General features: G+C 59.2%; 22 protein-coding genes and 5 pseudogenes. 7 read left to right on the top strand and 20 right to left on the bottom strand.

Features of this window, described 5'->3' with window-relative positions; all coding sequences use genetic code 11:
• From P3W85_RS44180 to P3W85_RS44120, 13 genes and pseudogenes are all read right to left on the bottom strand, one after another.
• Positions 1–320: pseudogene (locus P3W85_RS44180) on the bottom strand (polyhydroxyalkanoate depolymerase); the annotation flags it as partial.
• Positions 321–513: 193 nt separating this feature from the next.
• The gene (pcaF, locus tag P3W85_RS44175) at positions 514–1719 is read right to left on the bottom strand and encodes a 3-oxoadipyl-CoA thiolase (protein WP_276269471.1); all 1206 of its coding nucleotides are present in this window, start codon (positions 1717–1719) and stop codon (positions 514–516) included.
• Between the two features lie 20 nt (positions 1720–1739).
• Positions 1740–2378, bottom strand: a complete 639-nt coding sequence (locus P3W85_RS44170; RefSeq protein ID WP_276269470.1) for a 3-oxoacid CoA-transferase subunit B — start codon at positions 2376–2378, stop codon at positions 1740–1742.
• 23 nt (positions 2379–2401) lie between these two features.
• On the bottom strand, positions 2402–3394 hold the full coding sequence (locus tag P3W85_RS44165) for a Bug family tripartite tricarboxylate transporter substrate binding protein (RefSeq protein ID WP_276269469.1): 993 nt from the start codon (positions 3392–3394) through the stop codon (positions 2402–2404).
• Between the two features lie 10 nt (positions 3395–3404).
• The gene (locus P3W85_RS44160; protein WP_276269468.1) at positions 3405–4106 is read right to left on the bottom strand and encodes a 3-oxoacid CoA-transferase subunit A; all 702 of its coding nucleotides are present in this window, start codon (positions 4104–4106) and stop codon (positions 3405–3407) included.
• On the bottom strand, positions 4103–4246 hold the full coding sequence (locus P3W85_RS44155; RefSeq protein WP_276269467.1) for a hypothetical protein: 144 nt from the start codon (positions 4244–4246) through the stop codon (positions 4103–4105). The genes P3W85_RS44160 and P3W85_RS44155 overlap by 4 nt, the downstream gene beginning before the upstream one ends.
• Positions 4247–4294: 48 nt before the next feature.
• Positions 4295–4990, bottom strand: coding sequence for a DUF6781 family protein (locus tag P3W85_RS44150; RefSeq protein ID WP_276269466.1), 696 nt, complete (start codon positions 4988–4990; stop codon positions 4295–4297).
• 43 nt (positions 4991–5033) lie between these two features.
• Positions 5034–5792, bottom strand: a complete 759-nt coding sequence (phbB, locus tag P3W85_RS44145) for an acetoacetyl-CoA reductase (protein ID WP_276269465.1) — start codon at positions 5790–5792, stop codon at positions 5034–5036.
• 36 nt (positions 5793–5828) lie between these two features.
• A complete protein-coding gene (locus tag P3W85_RS44140) occupies positions 5829–7004 on the bottom strand; it encodes an acetyl-CoA C-acetyltransferase (RefSeq protein ID WP_276269464.1) in 1176 nt (391 codons plus the stop codon).
• A gap of 273 nt (positions 7005–7277) precedes the next feature.
• Positions 7278–9545 carry an NADP-dependent malic enzyme gene (locus tag P3W85_RS44135; protein ID WP_276269463.1) on the bottom strand — a complete coding sequence of 756 codons (2268 nt, stop codon included), beginning with the start codon at positions 9543–9545 and terminating at the stop codon, positions 7278–7280.
• A gap of 225 nt (positions 9546–9770) precedes the next feature.
• Entirely contained in the window at positions 9771–10139 is a 369-nt protein-coding gene (locus P3W85_RS44130) for a hypothetical protein (RefSeq protein ID WP_276269462.1), read from the bottom strand.
• Positions 10140–10666: 527 nt separating this feature from the next.
• Complete coding sequence (locus tag P3W85_RS44125; protein WP_276269461.1) at positions 10667–11629, bottom strand: helix-turn-helix domain-containing protein; 963 nt, start codon at positions 11627–11629, stop codon at positions 10667–10669.
• Positions 11610–11909 (bottom strand): hypothetical protein, encoded by a 300-nt coding sequence (locus tag P3W85_RS44120; RefSeq protein ID WP_276269460.1) that lies wholly within the window; start codon positions 11907–11909, stop codon positions 11610–11612. The genes P3W85_RS44125 and P3W85_RS44120 overlap by 20 nt, the downstream gene beginning before the upstream one ends.
• Before the next feature lie 269 nt (positions 11910–12178).
• On the opposite strand from P3W85_RS44120, the gene P3W85_RS44115 reads away from it, so the two are divergent.
• Positions 12179–13018 (top strand): IclR family transcriptional regulator domain-containing protein, encoded by an 840-nt coding sequence (locus P3W85_RS44115; protein WP_276269459.1) that lies wholly within the window; start codon positions 12179–12181, stop codon positions 13016–13018.
• Between the two features lie 562 nt (positions 13019–13580).
• On the opposite strand, the gene P3W85_RS44110 is transcribed toward P3W85_RS44115, so the two are convergent.
• Entirely contained in the window at positions 13581–14006 is a 426-nt protein-coding gene (locus P3W85_RS44110) for a hypothetical protein (RefSeq protein WP_276269458.1), read from the bottom strand.
• Between the two features lie 394 nt (positions 14007–14400).
• Between P3W85_RS44110 and P3W85_RS44105 the strand changes: the two are divergent.
• Together P3W85_RS44105 and P3W85_RS44100 are read left to right on the top strand one after the other, a co-directional pair.
• Positions 14401–14559, top strand: a pseudogene (locus tag P3W85_RS44105) (IS630-like element ISCARN39 family transposase); the annotation flags it as partial.
• A gap of 578 nt (positions 14560–15137) precedes the next feature.
• Positions 15138–15751, top strand: a pseudogene (locus P3W85_RS44100) (transposase); the annotation flags it as partial.
• Here P3W85_RS44100 and P3W85_RS44095 read toward each other — a convergent pair.
• The 3 genes from P3W85_RS44095 to P3W85_RS44085 are packed head-to-tail and all read right to left on the bottom strand — an operon-like array spanning position 15748 to position 16957.
• A complete protein-coding gene (locus tag P3W85_RS44095) occupies positions 15748–16113 on the bottom strand; it encodes a hypothetical protein (RefSeq protein WP_276269457.1) in 366 nt (121 codons plus the stop codon). The pseudogene P3W85_RS44100 and the gene P3W85_RS44095 overlap by 4 nt on opposite strands.
• Complete coding sequence (locus P3W85_RS44090; protein ID WP_276269456.1) at positions 16092–16343, bottom strand: hypothetical protein; 252 nt, start codon at positions 16341–16343, stop codon at positions 16092–16094. Before P3W85_RS44090 ends, P3W85_RS44095 begins: the two co-directional genes overlap by 22 nt.
• A 14-nt stretch (positions 16344–16357) precedes the next feature.
• Positions 16358–16957, bottom strand: coding sequence for a TetR/AcrR family transcriptional regulator (locus P3W85_RS44085; RefSeq protein WP_276269455.1), 600 nt, complete (start codon positions 16955–16957; stop codon positions 16358–16360).
• A 194-nt stretch (positions 16958–17151) separates the two neighbouring features.
• Here P3W85_RS44085 and P3W85_RS44080 point away from each other — a divergent pair, with 194 nt between their 5' ends.
• The 3 genes and pseudogenes from P3W85_RS44080 to P3W85_RS45740 form a co-directional block, all read left to right on the top strand.
• A complete protein-coding gene (locus P3W85_RS44080) occupies positions 17152–18144 on the top strand; it encodes a class I SAM-dependent methyltransferase (protein ID WP_276269454.1) in 993 nt (330 codons plus the stop codon).
• Between the two features lie 441 nt (positions 18145–18585).
• Positions 18586–18746 (top strand): annotated as a pseudogene (locus P3W85_RS44075) (transposase); the annotation flags it as partial.
• Positions 18740–19122 (top strand): annotated as a pseudogene (locus tag P3W85_RS45740) (IS110 family transposase); the annotation flags it as partial. The pseudogenes P3W85_RS44075 and P3W85_RS45740, both read left to right, overlap by 7 nt.
• A 190-nt stretch (positions 19123–19312) precedes the next feature.
• Here P3W85_RS45740 and P3W85_RS44065 read toward each other — a convergent pair.
• A complete protein-coding gene (locus P3W85_RS44065; protein WP_276269453.1) occupies positions 19313–19645 on the bottom strand; it encodes a hypothetical protein in 333 nt (110 codons plus the stop codon).
• Between the two features lie 99 nt (positions 19646–19744).
• Between P3W85_RS44065 and P3W85_RS44060 the strand changes: the two genes are divergently transcribed.
• On the top strand, positions 19745–20131 hold the full coding sequence (locus P3W85_RS44060; RefSeq protein WP_276269452.1) for a transposase: 387 nt from the start codon (positions 19745–19747) through the stop codon (positions 20129–20131).
• 432 nt (positions 20132–20563) lie between these two features.
• On the opposite strand, the gene P3W85_RS44055 is transcribed toward P3W85_RS44060, so the two are convergent.
• Together P3W85_RS44055 and P3W85_RS44050 are read right to left on the bottom strand one after the other, a co-directional pair.
• Complete coding sequence (locus P3W85_RS44055; protein WP_276269451.1) at positions 20564–21628, bottom strand: ParB/RepB/Spo0J family partition protein; 1065 nt, start codon at positions 21626–21628, stop codon at positions 20564–20566.
• A complete protein-coding gene (locus P3W85_RS44050) occupies positions 21628–22344 on the bottom strand; it encodes a ParA family protein (RefSeq protein ID WP_276269450.1) in 717 nt (238 codons plus the stop codon). The genes P3W85_RS44055 and P3W85_RS44050 overlap by 1 nt, the downstream gene beginning before the upstream one ends.
• Positions 22345–23524: the final 1180 nt, after the last annotated feature.

Below are 23524 nucleotides of genomic sequence, written 5' to 3'. Positions count from 1 at the left end.
TGGTCCTTGAGCATGCGCAGGGTGTCCGGGTCGTCGGTGAAGCGCTTAAAGCGACGCAACTGGCAGAACGGCTTCTCGATCTCGATGGCTTCCTGGATCACCACATTGGCGTTGGCCACCGTCACGGACTTGATGCCGAACTCGGGCTTTTCGTAGCCCTTGCCCAGGCGATAGAGAAGATCGTATCCCGCCGCCAAGCGCTGTGCCAAAGGCAACTGTCCGAAGACAGCACCTTGAGCATAGAGCTTGGAGACGACTCGAGCGAGGTCGGTCACCGGCTCCGCCAGCGAGCGCTGCGCTTCGTAGAGTTGATAGAGCATGGAAATTCCTTATTGGATATCCCGCAACTACTAAAGTGATGCCCCTATCCCGCTTATGGGCTGACCCCGTTGCAGTCGGGCGTGACGGGCACATCAGCCAATCGCTGCGCGGCTCCTATTAATCGGCTCGCGGATGAGACGTATGGAGTGGACTTGGTCACAGTCAGTCGATCGGGATATGCGGGCAAAACGGTCAGACCCGCTCGACGATGACGGCAATGCCCTGCCCAACACCGATGCACATCGTGCACAGTGCATAGCGTCCCTTCGTTCGATGCAGCTGATTGATCGCTGTCGTGATCAAGCGTGCGCCGCTGGCCCCCAACGGATGACCAAGCGCGATGGCTCCCCCATTGGGATTCACGCGCGAATCATCGTCGGCTATGCCCAGATCACGCAGCACCGCAAGCCCTTGCGCGGCAAACGCCTCGTTCAGTTCGATCACATCCATCTGCGCCAGGCTCAGGCCCGCGAGGGCGAGAACCTTGCGCGTCGCTGGCGCCGGTCCGAACCCCATTATCCTCGGCGCCACTCCGGCTGTCGCCATTGCGACGAAGCGCGCCCGTGGCGTCAAGCCTTGGGCACCGACGGCCTGCTCGCTCGCCAGCAACAACGCACAGGCGCCATCGTTGACCCCGGACGCATTGCCAGCCGTCACAGTGCCGTCGGGACGGACGACGCCCTTGAGCCGTGCCAGCATTTCCAGGCTGGTCTCACGCGGATGCTCGTCCACCGCGACAACGACCGGGTCGCCCTTCTTCTGCGCGATGGTCACCGGTGTAATTTCCGCATCGAAGTAGCCATTGCGTTGCGCAGCGATCGCCTTCTGTTGCGACGCCAGCGCCATGCGATCTTGTGAATCCCGATCGATTTTGAATTCAGTCGCCACGTTTTCGGCGGTCTCCGGCATCGAATCCGCGCCGTACTCGTCTTTCATCAGCTTGTTGACGAAACGCCAGCCGATGGTCGTGTCTTGCACCGAACTCAAGCGGCTGAAGGCGCTCTCCGCCTTGGGCAGCACGAAGGGCGCGCGACTCATACTCTCGACACCGCCGGCGATCATCAGTTGGGCTTCGCCGCTCTTGATCGCCCGCGCTGCCGTCCCGACTGCGTCCATGCCCGATCCGCACAGGCGATTGATCGTCGATCCCGGCACCTCAATGGGCAATCCCGCCAGCAAGCTGGACATTCGCGCGACGTTGCGGTTGTCCTCCCCGGCCTGGTTCGCGCATCCGTAGATCACGTCCGACACGGCCTGCCAGTCGACCTGCGCGTTGCGCGCCATCAAGGCCTTCAGGGGCACCGCACCCAGATCGTCGGCGCGTACCGACGACAGCGCACCGGCGTAACGGCCAAACGGTGTGCGAATGGCATCGCAGATATAGGCGTCTTGTGTCATGTGCATTCCTCCTCCGGACCTCAGTTGCGCAGCGGAACGCCGGTGACCTGCTGCAATTCATCGAACGACAGGCCTTCGGCCATCTCGACCACCGTCACGCCCTGTGATGTGATGTCGAGCACCGCGAGGTCGGTGTAGATGCGGCTGACGCAACCGATGCCGGTCAACGGATAGGTGCACTCTGGGACGATCTTGCTGTCGCCCTTCTTCGTGGTGTGCTCCATCATCACGTATGTTCGCTTGGCGCCAATCGCCAAGTCCATCGCGCCGCCGACGGCCGGAATCGCATCGGGAGCGCCGGTGTGCCAGTTGGCGAGATCGCCACGCGCCGAGACCTGGAAGGCGCCCAGCACGCACACGTCGAGGTGGCCGCCGCGCATCATCGCGAAGCTGTCGGCGTGGTGGAAGAAGCTGCCGCCGGGCAGTAGCGTCACAGGCTGCTTGCCGGCGTTGATCAGGTCGTAGTCTTCATCGCCTGCCGCAGGCGCGGAGCCCATGCCGATAACACCGTTCTCGCTGTGCAGCACCACTTCGCGTCCGTCGGGAAGGTGGTTGGCCACTGCGGTCGGCAAGCCAATTCCGAGGTTGACGACGGCGCCGTCCGGGATGTCCTGCGCCACACGCCGCGCCATCTGTTCGCGGGTCCATTTGCTCGCCATATCGTGTCTCCTGTAAGTTGCGTTTACTCGGGCTTGATGCCAGCCTTGTTGATGACCTGGCCCCACTTCGCCGATTCAGCCTGCATCAGCGCAGCGAAGTCGGCAGCGCTGCCTGACAGCCGTTCGGCACCTTCAGCCTTGAGAGCATCGCGTAGAGCCGCGGTTTCCGATGCCTTTGCCACGGCGGCCGTCAATACCTTGAGCACGGAGTCGGGCGTGCCCTTAGGCGCCATCAGGCCATAGGCCAGCGAGCTTTCGTAGCCCTTGATCCCGCCTTCGGCCACGGTGGGCACGTTGGGCAGGCGCACGCTGCGATTGACACTCGTGATAGCGATCGCACGCAACTTGCCGCCATCGATATGCGGAAGCGCCGACGGAATCACACTGAACATCAGGTCCACTTGACCGCCAAGCAAGTCGGTCAACGCTGGCGCAGTGCCCTTGTAAGGCACGTGCAGCAAGCGAACGTTGGCAAGCTCTTCCAGCAATTCGCCAGCGAGGTGGCCGCCGGTACCATTGCCACTGGAGGCAAAGGTCAGCTTCCCGGGACTCGCCTTGGCGCCTGCCAGCAGGTCGGAGAATGACCGAATCGGGCTCGCGGCCGGCACCACCAGCACCAGCGCCGCGCTGGCCACCGGTGCAACCGGAACGAAACTGCTGCGTGCGTCATAAGGAAGCTTGGGGTAAAGCACCGGATTGATCGCGAGCGTACCGGTATGGCCGAGCAGCAGCGTGTAGCCGTCAGCAGCCGACTTCGCGGCGGCGTCGGTCCCCACGGTGCCACCCGCGCCGGCCCGGTTGTCGACGATCACCTGCACACCCAGCTGCAAGCCGAGCTGCGTCGCCAACTGGCGGGCAAACACATCGTTGCCACCGCCCGGCGCGAACGGCACGATGATCTTGATGGGCTTGATCGGATAGGTTTTTGCGTGGGCTGCAAGCGGCAGCGCGAACACTGCGGCGAGACCGGCCACGGTGCACAACCAGTAACGGCGGGAAAGCTTGACACTGTTCATAGGCCGCACCTCATGCCAATTGCCTGAAGCCGCCGCCGGCGGTGGCCACTCGCTCGACCTTCACCACGCGCTGCACGAAGATGCCCGGCGTGACCACCGCTTCGGGATCGAGGCTACCCAGTTCAACCACCTCGTGTACGCTGGCCACTGTGACCTTGGCGGCCATAGCCATCACTGGGCCGAAGTTGCGCGCCGTCATCCTGTAGGTCAGATTGCCCCAGCGATCGCCGCGCTCAGCCTTGATCAGCGCGTAGTCCGCGTGAATGGGGGCCTCAAGGACATACATCTGTCCATCGATCTCGCGCGTCTCCTTGCCCTTGGCCAGCTCGGTGCCGTAGCCTGTGGGCGTGAAGAAGCCACCGATCCCGGCTCCAGCAGCCCGGATGCGCTCAGCCAGATTGCCTTGCGGCACGAGCTCGAGTTCGATCCGACCGGCACGGTACAGCGCATCGAAGTGATGACTATCGGCCTGGCGCGGGAACGAGCAGATGATTTTCCGAACTCGCCCGGCCGCCAGCAGCGCGGCCAGGCCCGACTCGCCATTCCCCGCGTTGTTGTTGACGATCGTCAAATCCCTAGCGCCTTGCGCAATCAGAGCGTCGATCAATTCGTTCGGCAATCCGGCAGTGCCGAAGCCGCCGATCATCACGGTCGCGCCGTCGGGCACATCGCAAAGCGCGGCTTCGGCGCATGGCAGAATCTTGTTGATCATGTCGGGCTACCCCCTTTCTTTCGGTCAGCATGCTCCGGGCTGCGCGACACGCTCGTCTTGTCGGATGGCACATAAGCCAGCGGATGCGACGTGGTATCGCGCATCGGGAATTCGCTGTCAGGTTCGGCGACTCGCGTCATGAGGGTCTCCTTCGTATATTTTTCTTTGGGCGCGGTGATGTCGAGCTGCTACGCGTCTTGGCGACGCGAACCACTTTTCGGTGCAGCGGACACCAGCGGCGCCTGGAGACCTTCCGACATGCCGATCAACACGCCGCTGACCACCGCGGCGTAGCTGTCCAGCAGGACTTGCGTCGCGCGCACGCTGGTCGCCCGCCCCTCGCGTAGCGCGGCTTTTGTCTGCGCCATCAGGAGCTCAACCGCATGGGTGGCCTGCGCACCCGTTTCACTGCCCTTGAGCTTCATCGCCCCAAGCGCATGCTCCCAAGCACCCTTGACCGGGCTATCCGCACTTTCAATGGTCTTGCCCACACTGGCGAACAGCGTATCTTCGAATTTCTCGATGGTGTTCATCGCAACCTTGAGCTGCTTGTCCCGCAAGCCAGCGCCATGGTCGATAAACTGCTGCAGCGCCTTGCGGTTCGCCTCCACGGCGTGCAGCAACGCCGTGTCCATGCCCGTCAATGCCTTGGCCAGCATGGCCTCCACGTCGACCGACTGCGCGCCGTTCTTGGCAGCGCCGATGGACGCAGCCTCGGTCACACTCTGGAGTACGCTTCGAATGTTCTTCAACGACAGCTCGCGGCCGTGCAGCGCTTTCAGCATGGCCTCGCTCACCGCCTTGCGCAAGGCCTCGCCCTGTTTGACGGTCGCTTGCGAGAACATCTCGATCAGTGCATCCTGATCGATTCCGGATTTGATCATTCGAGTCTCCTGGTGAATTCGGTACGAACGGTAGCCACGCGTCCTATTGCATGTGCTGGCCGCCGTTGATCGCGATGTTGGCACCCGTCACGAACGCCGCTTCCTCGGAGGCGAGGTAGATGATCAGGCCCGCCACCTCCTCGGGCTTACCCAGCCGGCCAATCGGGATCTGCGGCAGGATCTTGGTGTTCAGGATCTCCTCGGGGATGGCCGTCACCATCTTCGTCCCGATATAGCCCGGCGAGATCGTGTTGACCGTCACGCCCTTTCTCGCCACTTCGAGCGCCAGCGCCTTGGTGAAACCGTGTACGCCGGCCTTGGCTGCCGAGTAGTTGGTCTGGCCGAAGGCCCCCTTGGAGCCGTTGACCGACGATACGTTGATCACGCGGCCCCATCCACGCTCGACCATCCCATCCACGACCTGCTTGCTCATATTGAACAGGCTATCGAGGTTGGTGCGCAGGACGGCATCCCAGTTGATCGGGTCCATCTTCTTGAAGGTCATATCGCGCGTGATGCCGGCGTTATTGACCAGCACGTCGACTGCGCCCACCTCTTGCTGCACCTCGGCAACAGCCTGGGCGCAGGAGCTGAAGCTGGCCACGTCGCAAGGAACGGCCACCATGTCATAGCCGCGTGCCTTCATACCCGCTACCCATTCGCCGTGCTTGGCGTTACCGGGGGAGTAGGTCACCACCACGCGGTAACCGGCATCAGCCATCTTGGTGGAGATCGTCTCGCCCAAGCCGCCCATGCCGCCGGTCACCAACACCACGCGCTGTTGTTTCGATTCTTGTGTCATGTGAGGTCTCCCTGTGTGTGTTGCGAAAAAAGTGAATCAGCGCTCGATCGCCAGCGCAACGCCCATGCCACCGCCAATGCACAGTGAGGCCAGGCCTCGCTTGGCGTCGCGGCGGATCATTTCGTGGATCAAGGTGACGAGGATGCGGGCGCCAGAGGCGCCGATCGGGTGACCGATGGCGATTGCCCCGCCATTGACGTTGATCTTCGACGTGTCCCAGCCCATTTCCTTGTTGACAGCACAGGCCTGTGCCGCGAAGGCCTCGTTGATCTCCATCAGATCGAGATCCTGCGCGCGCCACCCGGCCTTCTTAAGGCACAACTGCGAGGCCGGCACCGGGCCCATGCCCATGGTGGCGGGATCCAGCCCCGCCGACGCGTAGGATTTGATGCGTGCCAGCACCGGCAGGCCGAGTTCGCGTGCCTTGGCGGCCGACATCATGATCACCGCCGCCGCGCCATCGTTCAGGCCCGACGCATTGGCCGCGGTGACAGTACCGTCTTTGGCAAACGCGGGCCGCAATCCGGCGATGGACTCCAGCGTGGTGCCATGCTTCGGGAATTCGTCGGTGTCGAAGACAGTGGTACCCTTCTTCGTCACAATCTCAAAAGGAAGGATCTCGTCTTTGAAGCGCCCGGCCTTCTGCGCTGCCTCGGCCTTCTGTTGCGACGCGACGGCAAACTCGTCCTGTTGCGCGCGCGAAATGTCGAACTTCCTGGCCACGTTCTCGGCCGTCGTACCCATGTGGTACTGGTTGTAGACGTCCCACAGGCCGTCGACGATCATGGTGTCGATCAGCTTGGCATCGCCCATACGGAAGCCGTCGCGCGACCCTGGAAGCACGTGGGCCGACGCGCTCATGTTCTCCTGCCCGCCAGCGATGACGATCTTGGCATCGCCACACTTGATGGCCTGCGCCGCGAGGTGCATGGCCTTGAGGCCGCTGCCGCAAACCTTGCCGATCGTCAATGCGGGGACGTCGTGGGGCAAACCGCCTCGCAGCGTCGCCTGCCGCGCCGGGTTCTGCCCGCACCCTGCAGTCAGCACCTGACCCAGGATGACTTCGTCGACGAGGTCAGACGCGATGCCCGTTCGCGCCAGAAGGCCCTTGATCACATGCGCGCCCAAATCGGCAGCCGGCACCTTGGCAAGACTTCCGCCGAACTTGCCCACGGCCGTGCGGCCAGCGGCCACGATCACTACCTCTTCCATGTCGTCTCTCCTTCGGTGTTAAATGGTTTCAATGCAGCATCACGTGCGGCGCAGTGCGCCGCGTGATACTACGAGCCCGCATCTCCAGCGCGACCATGGCGTATGGGAGAAGGTCTCGTCGATCGGTGTGACAGTCACGCGCTCCCACCTTCCGAGCTGCCGAGTGCAGTAGCTAGTTCCAGCCCGCCGCGCCTGCCACCACGATCACCTGCAGGCAGGCGCTACGAACCGCAGCAGCGTTGGCAGAAGAGTTCATCGCGATATGACTCCAACTCAGCGCGCGGCGTCGACGACCGCGAGTGCGGTCATGTTGACAATGCGGCGCACGGTGGACGACGGCGTCAGGATATGGACCGAGTGCGCCGCGCCCAGCAAGATGCCGCCGACCGTGATGCCACCCCCAGCTGCAATACGAAGCAGGTTGTACGAGATATTGGCTGCCTCGATATTGGGCATCACGAGCACATTCGCCTCCTCGATCAGCCCAGAGTCGGGAAATTCGCGGCACAAGATTTCTCTCGATAGGGCGGCGTCCCCGCGCATCTCGCCATCGATTGCGAGATCCGGTGCAAGCGACCTCACAATGCTGAGCGCCTCGCGCATCTTTACCGCACCATGGGAATCCGAACTACCGAAATTCGAATGCGACAACAGCGCCACGCTTGGTGTGATGCCGAAGCGACGAACCTCCTGGGCGGCAAGCAATGCGATTTCGGCAATCTGCTTGGCCGAAGGATCAACGTTGACATGTGTGTCGCAGATGAAGAGCTGGCGGCCTGGCAACATCAGCATCTGCATCGCCGCGAGAGTCTCAGCGCCTTCCCGCAAGCCAATCACGTCGCGCACATAGGTGAGGTGGTCGGTGTAACGACCGAATGTCCCGCAGAGCATGGCTTCCGCAACGCCTTGGCGCACCAGCATCGCTGCCAACAAGGTGCATCGGCTACGCATCTCTGCACGCGCGAGGGCTTTCGTAATGCCATCGCGACGGTTCAGCCGATAGTACTCATCCGCGGCCGGCGAGTAGATACCCGGATCAGCCATGTTGACCAACGCGCAGTCTTCACCCGGCTTCAGACGCAGGCCGTACTGCTCGATCCGCTGCATGATGACCTCGGGCCTACCGACCAGCATTGGGCGTGCAATTCCTTCATCGACCACGATCTGCGCTGCGCGCAGTACGCGTTCGTCTTCCCCTTCCGCATAGATCACGGTGCGTTGCAGCTGCTTTGCGGCAGCCAGCACCGGTTGCATCGCGCTGCCAGACTGGTAGACGAACTGACTGAGACGCTCTCGATATGCATTGAAATCGGCAATCGGCCGTGTCGCCACCCCGCTGTACATCGCCGCTCTTGCGACTGCGGGGGCGACCACTTCGATCAGCCGGGGGTCGAATGGCTTGGGAATCAGATAGTGCGGTCCGAATCGCAGCGATTGCGCACCGTATGCCTGCGCCACCACCTCTGGAATCTCAGCGTGCGCTAGTTCGGCAATTGCTTGCACAGCCGCCAGTTTCATGGCTTCGTTGATCGTGGTCGCGCCCACGTCCAGTGCCCCACGGAAGATGAACGGAAAACAGAGGACATTGTTCACCTGGTTTGGATAGTCCGATCGTCCCGTGCCAATGATTGCATCCGGCCTCACCTCCAACGCATCCTCCGGCCGAATCTCGGGATCAGGGTTCGCCATCGCTAGAATGATCGGATTGGGGGCCATGCCCTTCACCATCTCAGCCTTCAGGACGCCTCCGGCCGAAAGCCCAAGAAAAACATCAGCTCCGGGCATGACGTCCGCTAGGGTACGGGCATTTGTCTCGCGCGCGTAGCGCTCTTTGCTTGGATCCATGCCGACGGTGCGTCCGACGTAGACCACCCCCTTCCCATCGGTGATGAAGATGTTCTCTCGTTGCAATCCCAGGCTGACGATGAGATCCAGACAAGCCAGCGCCGCCGCCCCGGCGCCGGATGCCACCAGTTTGACCTTTGCGATGTCCTTGCCGACATGCCGCAGCGCATTCAATATGGCAGCCGCAGCCACGATCGCGGTACCGTGCTGGTCATCATGGAAGACGGGGATCTTCATGCGCTCGCGCAGCTTCTTTTCGATGTAGAAGCACTCCGGCGCCTTGATATCTTCGAGGTTGATGCCCCCGAAGGTCGGCTCCATACGCACGATGGTGTCGATCAGCGCGTCGGGGTCGGTCTCCGCGAGTTCAATGTCGAAGACGTCGACACCCGCAAATTTCTTGAAAAGGCAAGCTTTGCCTTCCATTACTGGCTTGCTCGCGAGCGGCCCGATGTTCCCTAGACCGAGTACCGCCGTGCCGTTTGTGATCACCGCCACAAGATTGCTGCGTGCCGTGAGATTTCCGACCTCCTGCGGGTCGGCCACGATTGCCGTGCAAGCCTCCGCGACTCCCGGCGAATATGCGAGCGCGAGGTCGCGCTGGGTGGCCATAGCCTTGGTGGGCGTGACCGAAATCTTGCCCGCTGTCGGGTTCCGGTGGTATTCGAGCGCTTCGTTGCGCAGGGAATCGGACATGCTATTGTCTCTCTTCTTCGGGTTGAAGTCAGTTCAATGCCTTACCAGGCACCGCGCCAACGCAGCGCGTGCTAAGCTGGCCTTGCAATCCAGCACTGGAGCGTCCGGAGGAGCGTGTCAGGCTGATCCGCATCTATCCAATGGCCAGCACCAGCAACGCACTCCAGTCGCGCACTGGCGAACAAGCGCGCGTTCGCATGCGATTCAGATCGCACGTAGGCAGAGTCAGCCATGGATGAACAGTGCAGGTCGGACGTACCGATGACGCACCCGTTGCGCGGGGCAAACGCTCAGATCGTGCATGCAGATGGCTAGCGCAGGAAGGTCGGCTTGCCCATCGTAACGCTGCAGGCCCTGCATCAAGACACCAATCGACACGCCACCACTCGCGCTGGTCGCGAGCGCCTGTGAGAGCTGGTACCTGCCAACGTCAATCGGCTCGCGGTCCATGTCCATGGCAACGCGGACATCGTTGATCGGGTCGACTGCATCGAGTTCAAGGCCGCGTTCACCCGGATTACTCCCGGACATACGATCACCGATGACAACAATGATGGGTTCGCCAAGGTGATCACTAACGCTTGCACCGCTCATCATCTCTCCACCGTCTCTTCCTTCGTCTTCTGGTGACAAGGTAACAAGCAAGAATGCGCGATCACTTGCCAATTTGTGCAACCCGTTTGCCGCTCTATGCAAACCTAGGGATAGTCCTCATCAATCAGGCATTTTGATAGATGGGCTATTCACCGCTGCGATGATGGACTGAACAATCGGCTACCAAGTCTCGGCTCCAGCCGAGCATGTCAGATAGGGATCCACCTCTTGTATTCGACGGGCGTACTGGCTGTAGCGCGCCAATTGAGATATACGCTCACCCCTCTCGGCGCGCGGAGCAACGCGCCGCTCTGCATGTACATTCGGCGACTGCAGTGGCAATCGCCTGGATGCCTTCAGACATGCCGATCAAGCACCCCATGCAGCGCCAACTTGTAGCCGGTCACTCCGAAGCCAACAATCACGCCCGCGGCGAGCTCCGAGCGTTGTCAAGCCATGCTTAGGCATGCACTTGCTAATTTTTGCAGATCGCTTGGCGGCCCATGCAGTATTGGCGCGAGGTCCAGTCAAGTGCATTTCTCACGCCATGCGCGCAGGCTGAGTTCGCGCCACGCGCTTGGAGCCACGCCATGGCGTGCGTGGAACGCGCGACTGAAGTGGGCAGGATCTGGGAAACCACACTGGAGTGCGATGTGCGCCATTTGGGCGTGGCACCACGTGGGATCGGTCAGCAACGAGCATGCGCGGTCAAGTCTCGCATTTCGAATGAAAACGTGTGGCGAGACATCGCCAAGTTCGAAAAGGTTGTACAGACTGCGTCGAGACATCGCAAAAACTGTTGCCACCCTCTCGACAGTGAGCGTGTGGTCCGCAAGGTGCTCCAGCATATAAGCTTTAACTTGCGTGAGCAGCATCGAGCGTTCGGATTGCGCCAGCATCCCTCGCGAGCACATCTCGAAACTGACTGCACGATGGACAAGCGCGATCACGGATTCGTGTAGCGTGCGTTCGCTCTCGCCATCGAGATGGGCAACGTCCCGCAACATGGCCGAAAGAACCGTTTTGGCGATGTGCGCAGGGCCGCAAGCAGGCAGCGCCTGTGCAGACAAGGTACCTAAGGCGGACAGCCACCCGGAACACTGCGCATGGGGCAAGAGCATCAGCAAGAATCGCGCGCCCTTGTCAAAGTCGAGCGAGTACTCGCGCCCGGGATCACAGATGGCCCAGGTTCCTGCGTCGAGCGTCGCATTGTTGCGGCCCTGGTGTATGCGGCTGCGGCCCGTCAGTTGCCACATTACTTTCACGAGCGTTCTGTCAGCACCATCAATGTCGATAGCACGACGCTCGAGGCGAGCCGCATCGACGCGCATTTCTGCAACTGTGTTCCCATACAGGTGGGCAACGATGGCTTGGCATCGAAACCACTTGGCATCCACAACGCTGCAGTGATACGACAGGATGTGGCGCTCTAGTCCCGCCTGCCAATCATCGCACCCCTCAAACCGCAGTTCAAATGGCGGAATCTGCATGGTCGAATGCTCTGAACTCTTGTGCTTCCTTACTTATCGCCAATTCAGGATAGCGAACCGAGGGCGGATGAGGGCCGCCTTCGCGCACGGCGATGAGGCGAATGCACCCCACGTCGACCGTCTTCCATAGGCGCTCGAACTTGCGACCTGCCGCTGCGGCTCCGAGAAGGTGCCTGTGGGCTGTATTTAGGAACGATTGGATGACCATGGACCTTTCGCCGCCCAGATCTCCATCGATGCTGTGGCCGGGTGCCGCTTCACTACCGACATCCTTGATCAATTCCGTGGATTGCCTCGCTTGAAGGAAGCTACCGGGCATTGGAGCTTCGCCTGCCTGCACACCTGTCTCACGTCGTCCGGGAGGCCCTACTCGCTTCAGAACCATGTTTCGTCCCCATATTCTTTTTGATGTGTTCGATATTCGAACGCATGTGCGATCACAGAACAAAGTATAAGACTTGATGTATCACCAAACAATGGCGATAATCGAATTTCCGTGCGGTCATCGAACAATCCGCCAGCCAACTCATCCATTTCATGGAAGTCAACATGACCGAATCGGCCCAGAGCAACGAGGGCAGAGAGCAGATTCAAATTGCCAAGCACTCATCCGGGTTCGCCGAAGACCATGCGGGCGACCCAAACTTCATGGCCTCGTTGGCCCGCGGACTGCAAGTAATCCGCGCATTCTCAGAACACCGGCGCAATCTCACCATTTCCCAGGTCAGCCAGACGACGGGCCTGTCACGGGCGGCCGTACGGCGCTGCCTATACACGTTGAAGGTGCTGGGTTATGTTGGCGAGGACAGCAAGCGGTTCTCCCTCCGGCCTCAGGTTTTAACGCTGGGGCATGCATACCTCTCTTCCACTCCGCTGGCAGTTGTCGCTCAGCCCTATCTCGACAAGGTAAGTGAGGTATTGCACGAATCGTGTTCCGCAGCGAGCCTCGACGGCGACGAAATTGTGTATCTCTGCCGCTCGGCAGAAACGCGGATCATGTCGATCAGCCTGTTGGTCGGAACGCGGCTTCCCGCCTACTGCACTTCGATGGGCCAGGTACTGCTCTCGCAATTACCCCGTGATGCGCTCGAGGAGTACTTTGCGCGTGTGCGACTTGTTGCCCGGACAGAACGAACCATCACCTCGGTACCGGAACTGCGCACGCAAATCGACAAAGTGCGCAACGCGGGCTACGCCCTGTTGGATCAGGAGTTGGAGGCCGGCCTTCGTTCGATTGCCGTGCCCGTCCGCGATGGCCGGGGCTGTGTCGTGGCTGCGATCAATGTCAGCACGCATGCGTCACGTGCGTCGCTCGACGACATGCAAACACAATTTCTACCGCCGCTGAAAGCCTGCGCAGACGCGCTCGGCAGCGTCCTTCTAGGCTAGAGGTCCCTCCATGTCAGGATATCTGTCGCTTTGGTCTATTTTGATGATGCGAAAAAGGACGGTGTGCGAATGGGAAATGATGCGATACGCGGCGGCGCGTCACAAGTGAACGGCCCAGCGAATGATGTCGTCGCTGATCCGATCGATAGTGGGGTTGGCCAAGGCTAGTGGGATCGCAGTGGTCCCCATGCGGACATAACGCAATATGGCGGACGGATCCAGCCCGCGATGCCAGAGCCCAACGAAGACGGCCCCTCGCAAGCGAGGGGTCAAAAAAAGCGCGAGTTACAGGTAGCTACACCCTCACTTGCAGCAACGCCTTAACTCGGCGTCAATACTATCAAGACCTCGGAATGGAAACCCTGCAAGAAACAGAATTCAACGCCCTCTGTATATAAAATGCGTAATTTTGACATCGCTACCGTTCCCGCATGCAATGCTTTAGTCCGGCTTCGCACAATTTCATAGGCGACCAACGCGAGAAGAGCCCACCTGCCTGCCGGCTCACTTAGGTGAGCGTCATCGAGTCCTTGGCGAAAGAAGCCATTCACAATACCCTAACTCAGGTTCCCTCCTCATTCGACAACTCAGATAGCGCATCCAGTGTAAATTTGATCTGTGCCGTCCTGACAATATCGCTCATCTCCAGATGTGGCAGGCTTGCCGCGTAGGCCCGCAATGCCTCTAGACACTGGCGGCAGCTAACGATATCGATCGATTTCAGTAGTCCGCGATGTTCCAGCGCCTCAGCAAGTCGATGCAACGACTCGGTTCCAGGGCAAGCGGGATCACGTAGACGGGCAATATCAAACATTTCTGCTGTGCCCTGAATAACCCCCACCATGCTGTAGGCCTTGCCATTCCCGGACGCCGTGTAGACAGGCACCCCGTTCTCTGACAACTCAGGTGCCCCGTCACGCTCAATGCGATCCAGCAACGATTCCAGCGGCGCAAAGGCAGCAGACAGCCGCCATGGACGCGTACGCATTGGGGCGCCAGCAATCGTGCGACCGGCGCGATATGGTTTTCTAGGTTTTTTCGACCGACTCATAGCGAGTATTACTCCATTAAATGGGCACCGCCGCAACGAGGCAATAACATCGATAGTCACAGGCCACTATACATACGAATGGTGCTGCATAAATCCGGATGCACCACGGATTGACGCTGTCGCGCAACAGCCAAGGTGGCACCTCCATTACGGATAATCCGTGCAACGCGAGTCTACGCCGATCTTCGGCAACTCGGCTATTGAACGACCGCTCAGCCCACGTCGCAGTAGTTCGCCGGGTACGCCAGCCTCTTGAGACTTGCATAGATCATGACATCTGATTCAAGTCTGCCGAGTTATATGATCAAGGCGTTGATCGGGAGCCGACTGCATGTCTGGGAAGACGGACGAAGCGACCCGAAAGCTGGTTAGCGCTGGACGGACGCTGTTAGCGTACAAGCCGCTCACGTATGCTGTGGTGGGCGTGGCGCGGCAGACAATGTACACGTGGAAGGCGCGATTGGACGAAGGCGACATCGACGCGCTGCGCAACGTAAAAGACAGCGTGTCCCGATGCCTTGTTGTCTGCAAAGCTCAGATCATCGATTTCCGATGCACCGCCGTTCCTGTTGGCGAGACGGTAGGCCTCGTCGATGGTTTCACTCTTCGCAATATGCACGAAGAGCCCCCAGAAGCGATCGGCTCAGACTTCGCCTTGCGATATATCCGCCTTCTCAGTTCCTGCTGATTGCCGGATGCCTTTGTCATTTCATCCCTGCCTCACCTTGTTGGACGGAGTACTCACCGGTCCGAACCCTTCCCTCCGGGCGCGCTTTGCTGACGCCCATCGACAGTACTACAACCCAATCCGTCACCTTGGCACCTATGCACGCATTCCCCACTCACGGTTATAGCGCACGTCTCCTCGACGGGGTTTCGCCGCCTGGTGCCGAGGACCTCTCCAATTTCCACGTCATCCTCCACACCACGTCGCCGCTGATACGCCGCCGGGGAGAACTGCCGCATCGGACTCGTTTCGGACAACGCTTGCTGCTTTCGCGCGTTATAGACCATCTCAATCACCGGGTTTCCGTGTGACGAAGCAACATCTGCGTTCACTGCACGTTGTTTCTGCCGTGGGAGGTCGTGTATCAACAGACGCAGCGTTAGTTGCAGGCGGGCTGCTTCGAGGCGATGGTCGGCGATCTGCGTTCGATACTGCACGGCAAGGCCAGCCCAATGCGGTGATTCTCGATGGACGCACCCTGCAATCGACCTGCGAAAGCGGAGTGCGAGCAGGGTATGACGGCTACAAGCGCAAGCGCGAAAGCAAAGTCCATATGGCGGTCGACATGCTGGGCCATCTGCTTGCGGTACATGTGACGCCGGATAATGAACAGGAGCGAGCCTAGGCCAAGGAACTGGCCTAGCAAGTACATCAGGGGACGGGCCGTACTGTGAGACTGGCGTTTGCAGACCAGGGCTACACGGGCGAGGGGCCAGCGAAAGCAGCGCAGGATGAAGGCATGGAGTTGGAAGTCATCAAGCTATTGGAAGCCAAAAATGGATTCGTTCCTCTGCCAAGGCGTTGGGTTGTGGAGAACAGTTTTGGCTGGACCAGTCGGATTCGAAGACTCGCACGCGACTATGAACCTTTGCCAGAAACCCGGGCTGGCCTGCATCTCATCGTCTTCGCCATGCTCATGTTCGTACATGCAAGTCCCATATTGCGAAGTGCCTAAGGCGCTCTAGCAGCGAGTGCACGCCAGGCGGCGACGAACTGTCGCGCTCGCGCTCCGACTTCGTACGCCGGCATCTGCGGCGCGTACAGCGCCGAGCCGAGGCCGAAGTCGCTGAGGCCGCTTCGGATGTAGGGAGCCATATGGTCCGGCGTGATTCCTCCCACTGACAACAAGCGTGCTGCGGCCGGCAGCACGGCGCGGACCGCCTTGACAATCGAAGGCGCAATCATTTCCGCAGAGAAGTCCAGCGCATCGGTGCCGGCGTCAAGGGCGGCGAAGGCCTCCGTGGGCGTGACAACTCCAGGCACACACAGCATGCCGGCCGCCTTCGATGCCCGGATCACCGCCTGAAATTCAGGCAACTCAGATAGTGGCGTTCGTCGTCGCGCTGCCTCGATTTGAGCCGGAACTGCGATTGCCGCTCGCAATCGAAGACCGGCAATCCGCGCAGGGAGATCTGGCTGGCCTTGCGGCCCATCTTGGTCGTGACGGCGGCCGATGCGCCAACCGCGAAGGCTAGGCTACGTTTGCAGCGATGCCGCAACCCTGTTCCTTGCCGCTGCCGTTCGTCGATGATGGTGGAAGGCGTCATTGACGCAGGCGGAATCACGACAGAGCATCAAATGCGCCTGCTGATTTGCCGACTTCCCGAGCAGGCCCCGCGGACCCACGACTTACGGATCGGCCCGTCAGTTCATGGACGGCTGACTCGGCAAGGCTCAAGTAGAACCGCTCGACCTCGTCGATCGAGTGCATCGGCCGACTGTCGATCCACCACGAAAGCAGGTCGACGAGCGCACCGGCGAGATAGCTCGTGGCCGCGTCCCGCTTCCACCCAGCGGGGGCAACCACGGCAAGGTTCTCGGCAATGAGCTTCGCCACCATTCCCCGGAAGCGTACCTGTACAGCGTGCGCGCTGCGCCGTCCGAAGACGGACCGGCAAAGGCGTCGCTGCTCGTAGATATGAGCTAGCAACCCGCGCACGAAAGCGAGTGGCTGCACGACCTTGGCTTTCGTATCGGTGCTTGCACATGTGCTCTTCAGCACATTGCGCAGGTCATCCAGGCTGCCGATCAACAACTCTTCCTTGCTTGGGAAATGCAGGTAGAACGTTGACCGCCCGATGTCGGCACGCGCACAGATGTCTTGCACGCTGAGTTCATCCCACCCCTTCTCCACTAGCAGCGACAGCAGCGCGTCCCGCAACGCGCGTCGCGTACGTTGCGTACGTCGGTCGACGGTTTTTGGTCTTGTCATACTCTCACTTACTGGACAATACGAGTCCTGATGTCCGGAAATGCGCAGCCGGCAGCCAGCAGTTCTTCTCCCAAACAATCGCGAACGAGATCATGAACACGTGTCCAGTATAGGACATTGATTCACCGAACTTGGAGCCAATCGTGCAATCTCATTCCGCAACAAACAAACCACATAGCCATATGTGGCTCGTCGGCATCGCCGGCCTCGCCGCCGGTCTGGCTCTGATGGTCTATGTGCCATCCCTCAAGGCGGTCTCACAATCACTGTTTTGGTTCGCCGCCTTTCACCTGATCGGCGGCGTTGTTCTGCTGGGCTCGCTCTATGCCGCTGTCGGTCGACGTCTTCGCCAGCGACCGCACATCGTCGACTTCGGTTGGGCGCCGGCGTGGACGCTGGGGCCGCTGCTAGCGGCCATCGTTTTCCTTGCTGCCGCGGTTGCGCTACAGATTGCGATGCCTGGGTGGTGGCCGTGCTCGATTGTTCTGACGTTCCTATCCGCTAACGCTTTTGCAGGCCACTTGGCCGCCACGTCAGCCGCGCGGCCAGATCATGCCCCGCTTCCGCTGGTTGATCTGCTGCCCGGCGGCCGAGGCCTCGTGCTCGACGGTGGCTGCGGCGCCGGCCGGACCAGTATCGCCGTCGCACGAGGGGTGTGCGGAGCAAGTATTGTGGCCCTTGACCGATTCGACTCTGATTACATCGAAGAGGGTGGCCGCGCTCTGCTCATGCGCAACCTGAACCTGGCTCGCATAGAGGACCGTGTCCACGTACAGCAAGGCGATCTCACCGATCTGCCGTTCAGTGACGCAAGCTTCGACGCCACCGTCAGCGCGCACGCGATCGACCACCTCGGCGACGCAAAGACAGCCGCCATGCGCGAGATGTGGCGGGTACTGAAGCCTGGTGGCCGATTCCTGCTGGTCGTGTGGGTACGAGGCTGGAGCATGTTCGCGATCGCCAACGTATTATCGTTCGCGCTGGCGACACGCGGTTCCTGGCGGACGCTGGCACTGCGATCCGGCTTCGATATCCAGTTGGACGGTAGCTTCAATGGGCATTTCTTCTTACTGCTCAGCAAACCGGCAGGCTCCGCACCATTGGAGGATCCCCTTCTCCCAAGCTCCGGCATTTAGGTTACTCCCGACGATTTGCGGAAGATGGCACGGGAGACGTTACATCGGGGGGAAATGTGTGGGTGGAAGTACCCCTGCCGCTTGGACCAGCTCGGCAACCTACGGTCCAAAATCGAATGAACCTCCCGAAAGCAGCTCTAGTTAGTCCGAATCCAGCGCGCGAGTTTTCCGTATGGCCCCATTGTCGTGGATACAAGACGCTTGACATCATCGGACCAGTACAGTCGCCCCAAGACCAAATACGGAGGATCGACGTACGCACGTAAGAACTCGATCAGTGGCTCAGTAGTGTCAGACTTCCGGATTGGGTAATCGCGGCACCTGATCAGCCTATGGTCTGTTTACATTTGCTGAAATGTGTTTGCGTCTTGCCTTTTGCGCGAGCGAGGCAGAATGATCCGAACGTTGTTGAGCAACGCGGTATGAAGCAGAGTCGAACCCATCTCGCTTGGCGAGGAAGGCGACCTCGCTCGTACGGCAGCCGACAGTCGCTGGTTTCTCGAAGCCGTGCTGTGGATCGCCCCTACAGGATCCCCGTGGCGCGACTTGCCGGCGGAGTTTGGCGATAGCATACGGTGTACATGCATTTCTCCCGATGGCGATGCATGTACTGGCGGTGTCACTGGAGCTGGCTACGGCGAAGTGGATGGTTGCACTGCAGGATGGCCAGGGTAACAGTGCGGGATTCCACACGGTGACGCAAGCGGATGCTACGCTGCGCCTGCAAGCAGTGCTGGATCTTGTCGAACGGCACAGGCGGATGTGGTCGTTGCCGATGGATGCGCGGATCGTCGTGAGCTGCGAAGCCGGCAAGGACACGTTCTGGATCTACCGCGCGCTGCGGACTCGCGGCATCGAGTGCTACGTGGTCGATCCCTCGAGCATTCCCGTGGAACGCCAGAGGCGACGCGCGAAGACGGAAGGGCTTGATGTCATCAAACTGGTCCCAATCTGTGCGCATGGCTGCGCGGCGAGCGCCGATCGGTGGTTCGCCAGCAACAAGACGGGCCCGGTGTACGGTCACAGAATTGATATGCCGCCACCTTACTACGTCGCTGCGTGGACGTATCCGGCGTTTGGCGCCTCCTATATCGCCAGGTCAGCGCCCTAATCAATTTGGGAGACTACGCCATGGGTTCCGTCGTGCCTGCCTGTGGAGACGAAGGAGCTAACCTTTACGGCGATGCAAGCGAAACTCGCCTCGGCAGAACGAGGGAGTCAACTTCGTTCCTGTTTGAGCAAAATGAATTATCGGCATTGCAATTTGGTCAACAATTTCGGTCGGATGGATTCCTTCTCGTTGTTTTTTGTTGAAAATCATGCACTTACCGAGAGATGGCACAGTGCAGGCAATGTCGGACCAACAGACTGGATTGGGTCGTCTATTGCTGAGCCAGCGCTGCCTAAGGCCTAGGCGCGCGTTCAGCGCATCCACGCCCGCATCGGCCATGCCTGCCGCGACTATCTGCCTGAAGCCACGACCACGATCAGCAATAGCCATGCAATGGTGTGTATCGAGGACCTGAAGGTGAAGAATATGTCCAAATCTGCAACAGGCACGGCGGATGCTCCAAGCAAGAGCATTCGGGCCTAGTCTGGCTTGAACAAGGCAATCCTGGACCGTTGGTACGAGTTCCGGCTCCAGCTGGACTACAAGCTGACCTGGAACGGTGGCTGGCTCGTCGCCGTACTACAGCAGAGCACGAACAGGACTTGCCCGTGCTGCGGACGCGTGGCGGCGGAGAACCGGCCCAACCTAGCCACGTTTGAGTGCGTCGTGTGCGGTTTCGAGGAACACACCGATGTGGTAGGCTCGATCAATGTTTTAAGGGCGGGACAGGCCCAGATAGCCTGTGAAGTGGGCGGTGCGATCATGCCGCCAACTGCAGGAACCCGCCGAAGTGACTCAGAGGACGGCTCGATGCCGTACTTGAGCGCCGTACGAATCCTCGCCCTTTCCGCGCAACGCGCGGCAGCCGATGGCTGAGTGCAGGGAGGATGTCAGGGGGGTAGCTCATGCCCAGGTGCCCCAAACATTTTCACCTTCGCTCAATCAGCCCTAGGAATCAAACGTTAGGGCGTCGGGCATGCCGAATTATAGGTGAACAGATTTGGGGAAAACTCATGTGCAATCTGGCGCCGTGTGCCAACTCAGCTACGGATCGTATCAGCGACCTTCCTACCCTGACTATAGGTGAACATATTTGGGGGAAGCTTCACTTCCAATCTGGGGCGTCCGCTAGCTCTACTATGGATGGCATGTCCGATCATTTTAGGTAGCTGCATGGCGGCGACAGCTCCCCCCCCCCAAATCCGTTCACCTTTGCGCAGTTTTCATGCGACAAGTAGCAGATGTCTAACGCGACAGTACTTTCACGCATGAAAGCGGCGAAAGCACGACACCCGCCGTGCCAATGATCTATTTCTCTTCCTGGGATGAGGCGAATCGCTCCTTCAACTCATCGACAAGCGCGCGGCGTTGCACTGGATCGAGCAGCGTGATTTCAAATGATACCTTCCCGGAATCCCAATCTTTCAGCACTCCAAGTGGTTTGCCCTCCCGGTCAAGGAGACGATGCTGACGGGAGGTCTCCTTTTGCTTGCGGGGCGGCTTAGATTCGTAACGGGTGCGAGCTTCCTCCACGTCCCTGCAATAAGCCTGTTCCTGGCCAATCTTTGTCGCCATCGCACTTGTGACGGTGTTACCGGCAACCTTCTCCAGCAGAGTCAGCTGATACAGTGTGGTGAGCGCAAATGCCTCCGGCTTTTCACGCACGATCTCAAGCACTGGCTCCGATAACTTGAGGATCGCCAGAGTCTTGTTGATATTAGACAACGACATCCCCGTGACCTCGGCAATGGCCGACTCGTTTGGGTAGACACAGTCGTCAATCAAGGACCTCCAGGCCAGTGCGTTGTCCAGCGGAGATTGGCCTTCCCGCTCGGCATTTTCCTTGTATGACAGTTGATAAAGCTGCTGGTCAGTCAGATTCGGGTGTACCAACAATCGCATGGTAGGCAGACCCGCAACCTTTAGCGCCTTTAAGCGATAGTGCCCACCAGCCAGTACACGGCGGCCGTCCCGAATTGTTGCGATGCCTGGGACCAACTGGCCATCCGCTCGCATGCTCTCGGCAAGTTCATGAACGCGCTCGGGACGGTAGAGCCGGCGAGCGTTAAATGGATTGTCGTCAATCTGGCCGATATCAGTTTCTTCGTAGTATGGCCCTGCTGCTGAGGCACTGGATACCAATGTCACCGATTTTGCGGATGCCTCCTCTGCGACTTCATGCTTGAAATCCGGCTTCAACACTTCCGCCGAAACAAATTGTCTGGAGACGGAAACATCGGGTTTCTTCTCTGCGAACCCATTAGGCTGGCGCTCGACAAGGGCCTGAGCACGCGCGAAACGATCTGCCGGCGGTGCAGCTGCAACCGCCTTGTTGGCTTGCTCACGCATCAGATCCAGCTTGCTCTTACCCATTATGCGACCTCCCGCTGCTTGACTTCACCGCCCTTCCCTTTCCTGTTTTTTTGCTTTGATTCGATTCCTAGCCTACCGAGTACTACGGTTGCCAATTCCTCCACTTCCTTCACGGCGGCAGATGCCCCCGCAACACCGTGGACGGACAGTCCAAACATTTGGGATTCACCGTAGGCATTCCTCTGTTGCAGTCCGGTAGCAAGGAGGGGGATATCGCTGTCCTCCTGCAAGATTTCAGTGCATGCCTTAAATACGTTTCCTCGACGCCCCATCGACGGAACGCAGTAGGTCTGAAGTTCCGAATTCTCTTCGCGAGCCCGTCTTGCCAGCTCTTTGGCTTCCCGACTCGCCCAAACGTTATCCATCAACGGAATCACCGGAATCAATGCCAGGTCAGAGATGTTCAATGCCGCCCACGGGATCGACGATTCAATGGCAGGGGGGCAGTCAATCAAGATGATGTCATGAAGCTCTGCGTGCTTTGCAAGCTCTCCAATTAGCTTCTCACGCAGGGGCGCCAGGCTAATAACCGTTGCAGGGAAAGGCCTTTCGGCCGATGCCTGGCCCGCCCAGATTGTACTGGTGCCCTGCTTGTCCATATCGACCACCATTGTGCGATAGCCTCGGAGTGCGAAGCTTCCGGCTAGCTGCATAGAGACCATGGTCTTGCCGCAACCACCCTTCTGATTGAACACGGTAACAATCTTAGCTGGCATATGCTTTCCAAGGAAATATATAAATATTTCGCGATTTTTCCACGGAAGAACTTTAACCTGACATCGTCCTTAATAGGCACTTTTCAGCAAAAAATCCAGAGAATTTTTACATCTGCGTTGCCCGGCAGCAACATCTCATGCGCTTGGCGAGGCTTTCATGCATGAAAGCGGCAAGCGAGTCCGCCCGCACAGCGGGCTACCCTCTGCGTTTTGTTGGCGAAAACATATCTAGACCGGCTTACGAAGGGGTGCTTTCACGCATGAAAGTACCCTGGTGCTGCCAGTGGACATGACAAATCCCCTTTCGGGGTGAGATGCACACGCTCGCGCATGAAAGTGCGTTCGTTATTGAAAAAGGTCTAGCCCCAGCTTTGCTCCGAAACTCATCCTCCAAAATCTCGAGAGATTAATTCAACTTACCTACACAAACAAGACTGTTTTCCTGATCGATCACGAACCTTCACGTCAAAATATTACAGGCCCCCTCAATCTGTGTTCTATCCAGGCCATTTTCATGTGTGAAAACAGTTCACCAACGCTAGTCGGCACAGCAAATTTCCCCCTGGGCTAAGAGAAGCACTTTCATGCGTGAAAGTGCTTCTCTTAGCCCAGGTCGAGAGTCGATATCCAATTCTGTATTCCGTTTCACTTCGGTCGCCTAACGATGAAAATGCAGATCGGCACTCAAACAAGAATGTGCGAGAACCTAGCAACGGAACTCACACATGAAGGCGGAATATATCATCGCCATTTGAGAGACAAGTTACCGCCGTGAGATGAGGACTTTCACGTGTGAGAGCGCCCTAATGGGAAAATTCTGTTCCTATAGTTACCGAGTCGAACTTTCATGCCTGAAAGTGACTGATGTCTGCGCGATATCAACCGCGCACCTCGCAGCCCACAGGCATATCTAATCTGCTAAATGCTACCTGCGAATGCAGTTCGCCAGGAATGCTGCATGGCTCATGCGCTTAATGTCAACAAGTCTAGGCATCAACAACTTTCACGTGTGAAAACGACCAGCCAGTGTACGCAGGAGCGAATATTGAAAGGGGGGTTATTTCCATCAGACGTAAACAGTTGGCGGCATAGAGTCAGGCGGACGGCAGCGAAGAGCGGAAATGAGGCGCGCGTATCAAAATGTTTCGCAAAAATGGGATGTCTAGTTATTTTTGTATAA

It is taken from the genome of Cupriavidus basilensis (assembly GCF_029335485.1).
Taxonomy (GTDB): domain Bacteria; phylum Pseudomonadota; class Gammaproteobacteria; order Burkholderiales; family Burkholderiaceae; genus Cupriavidus; species Cupriavidus basilensis_E.
This window is presented reverse-complemented; position numbering and strand designations above follow the sequence as displayed.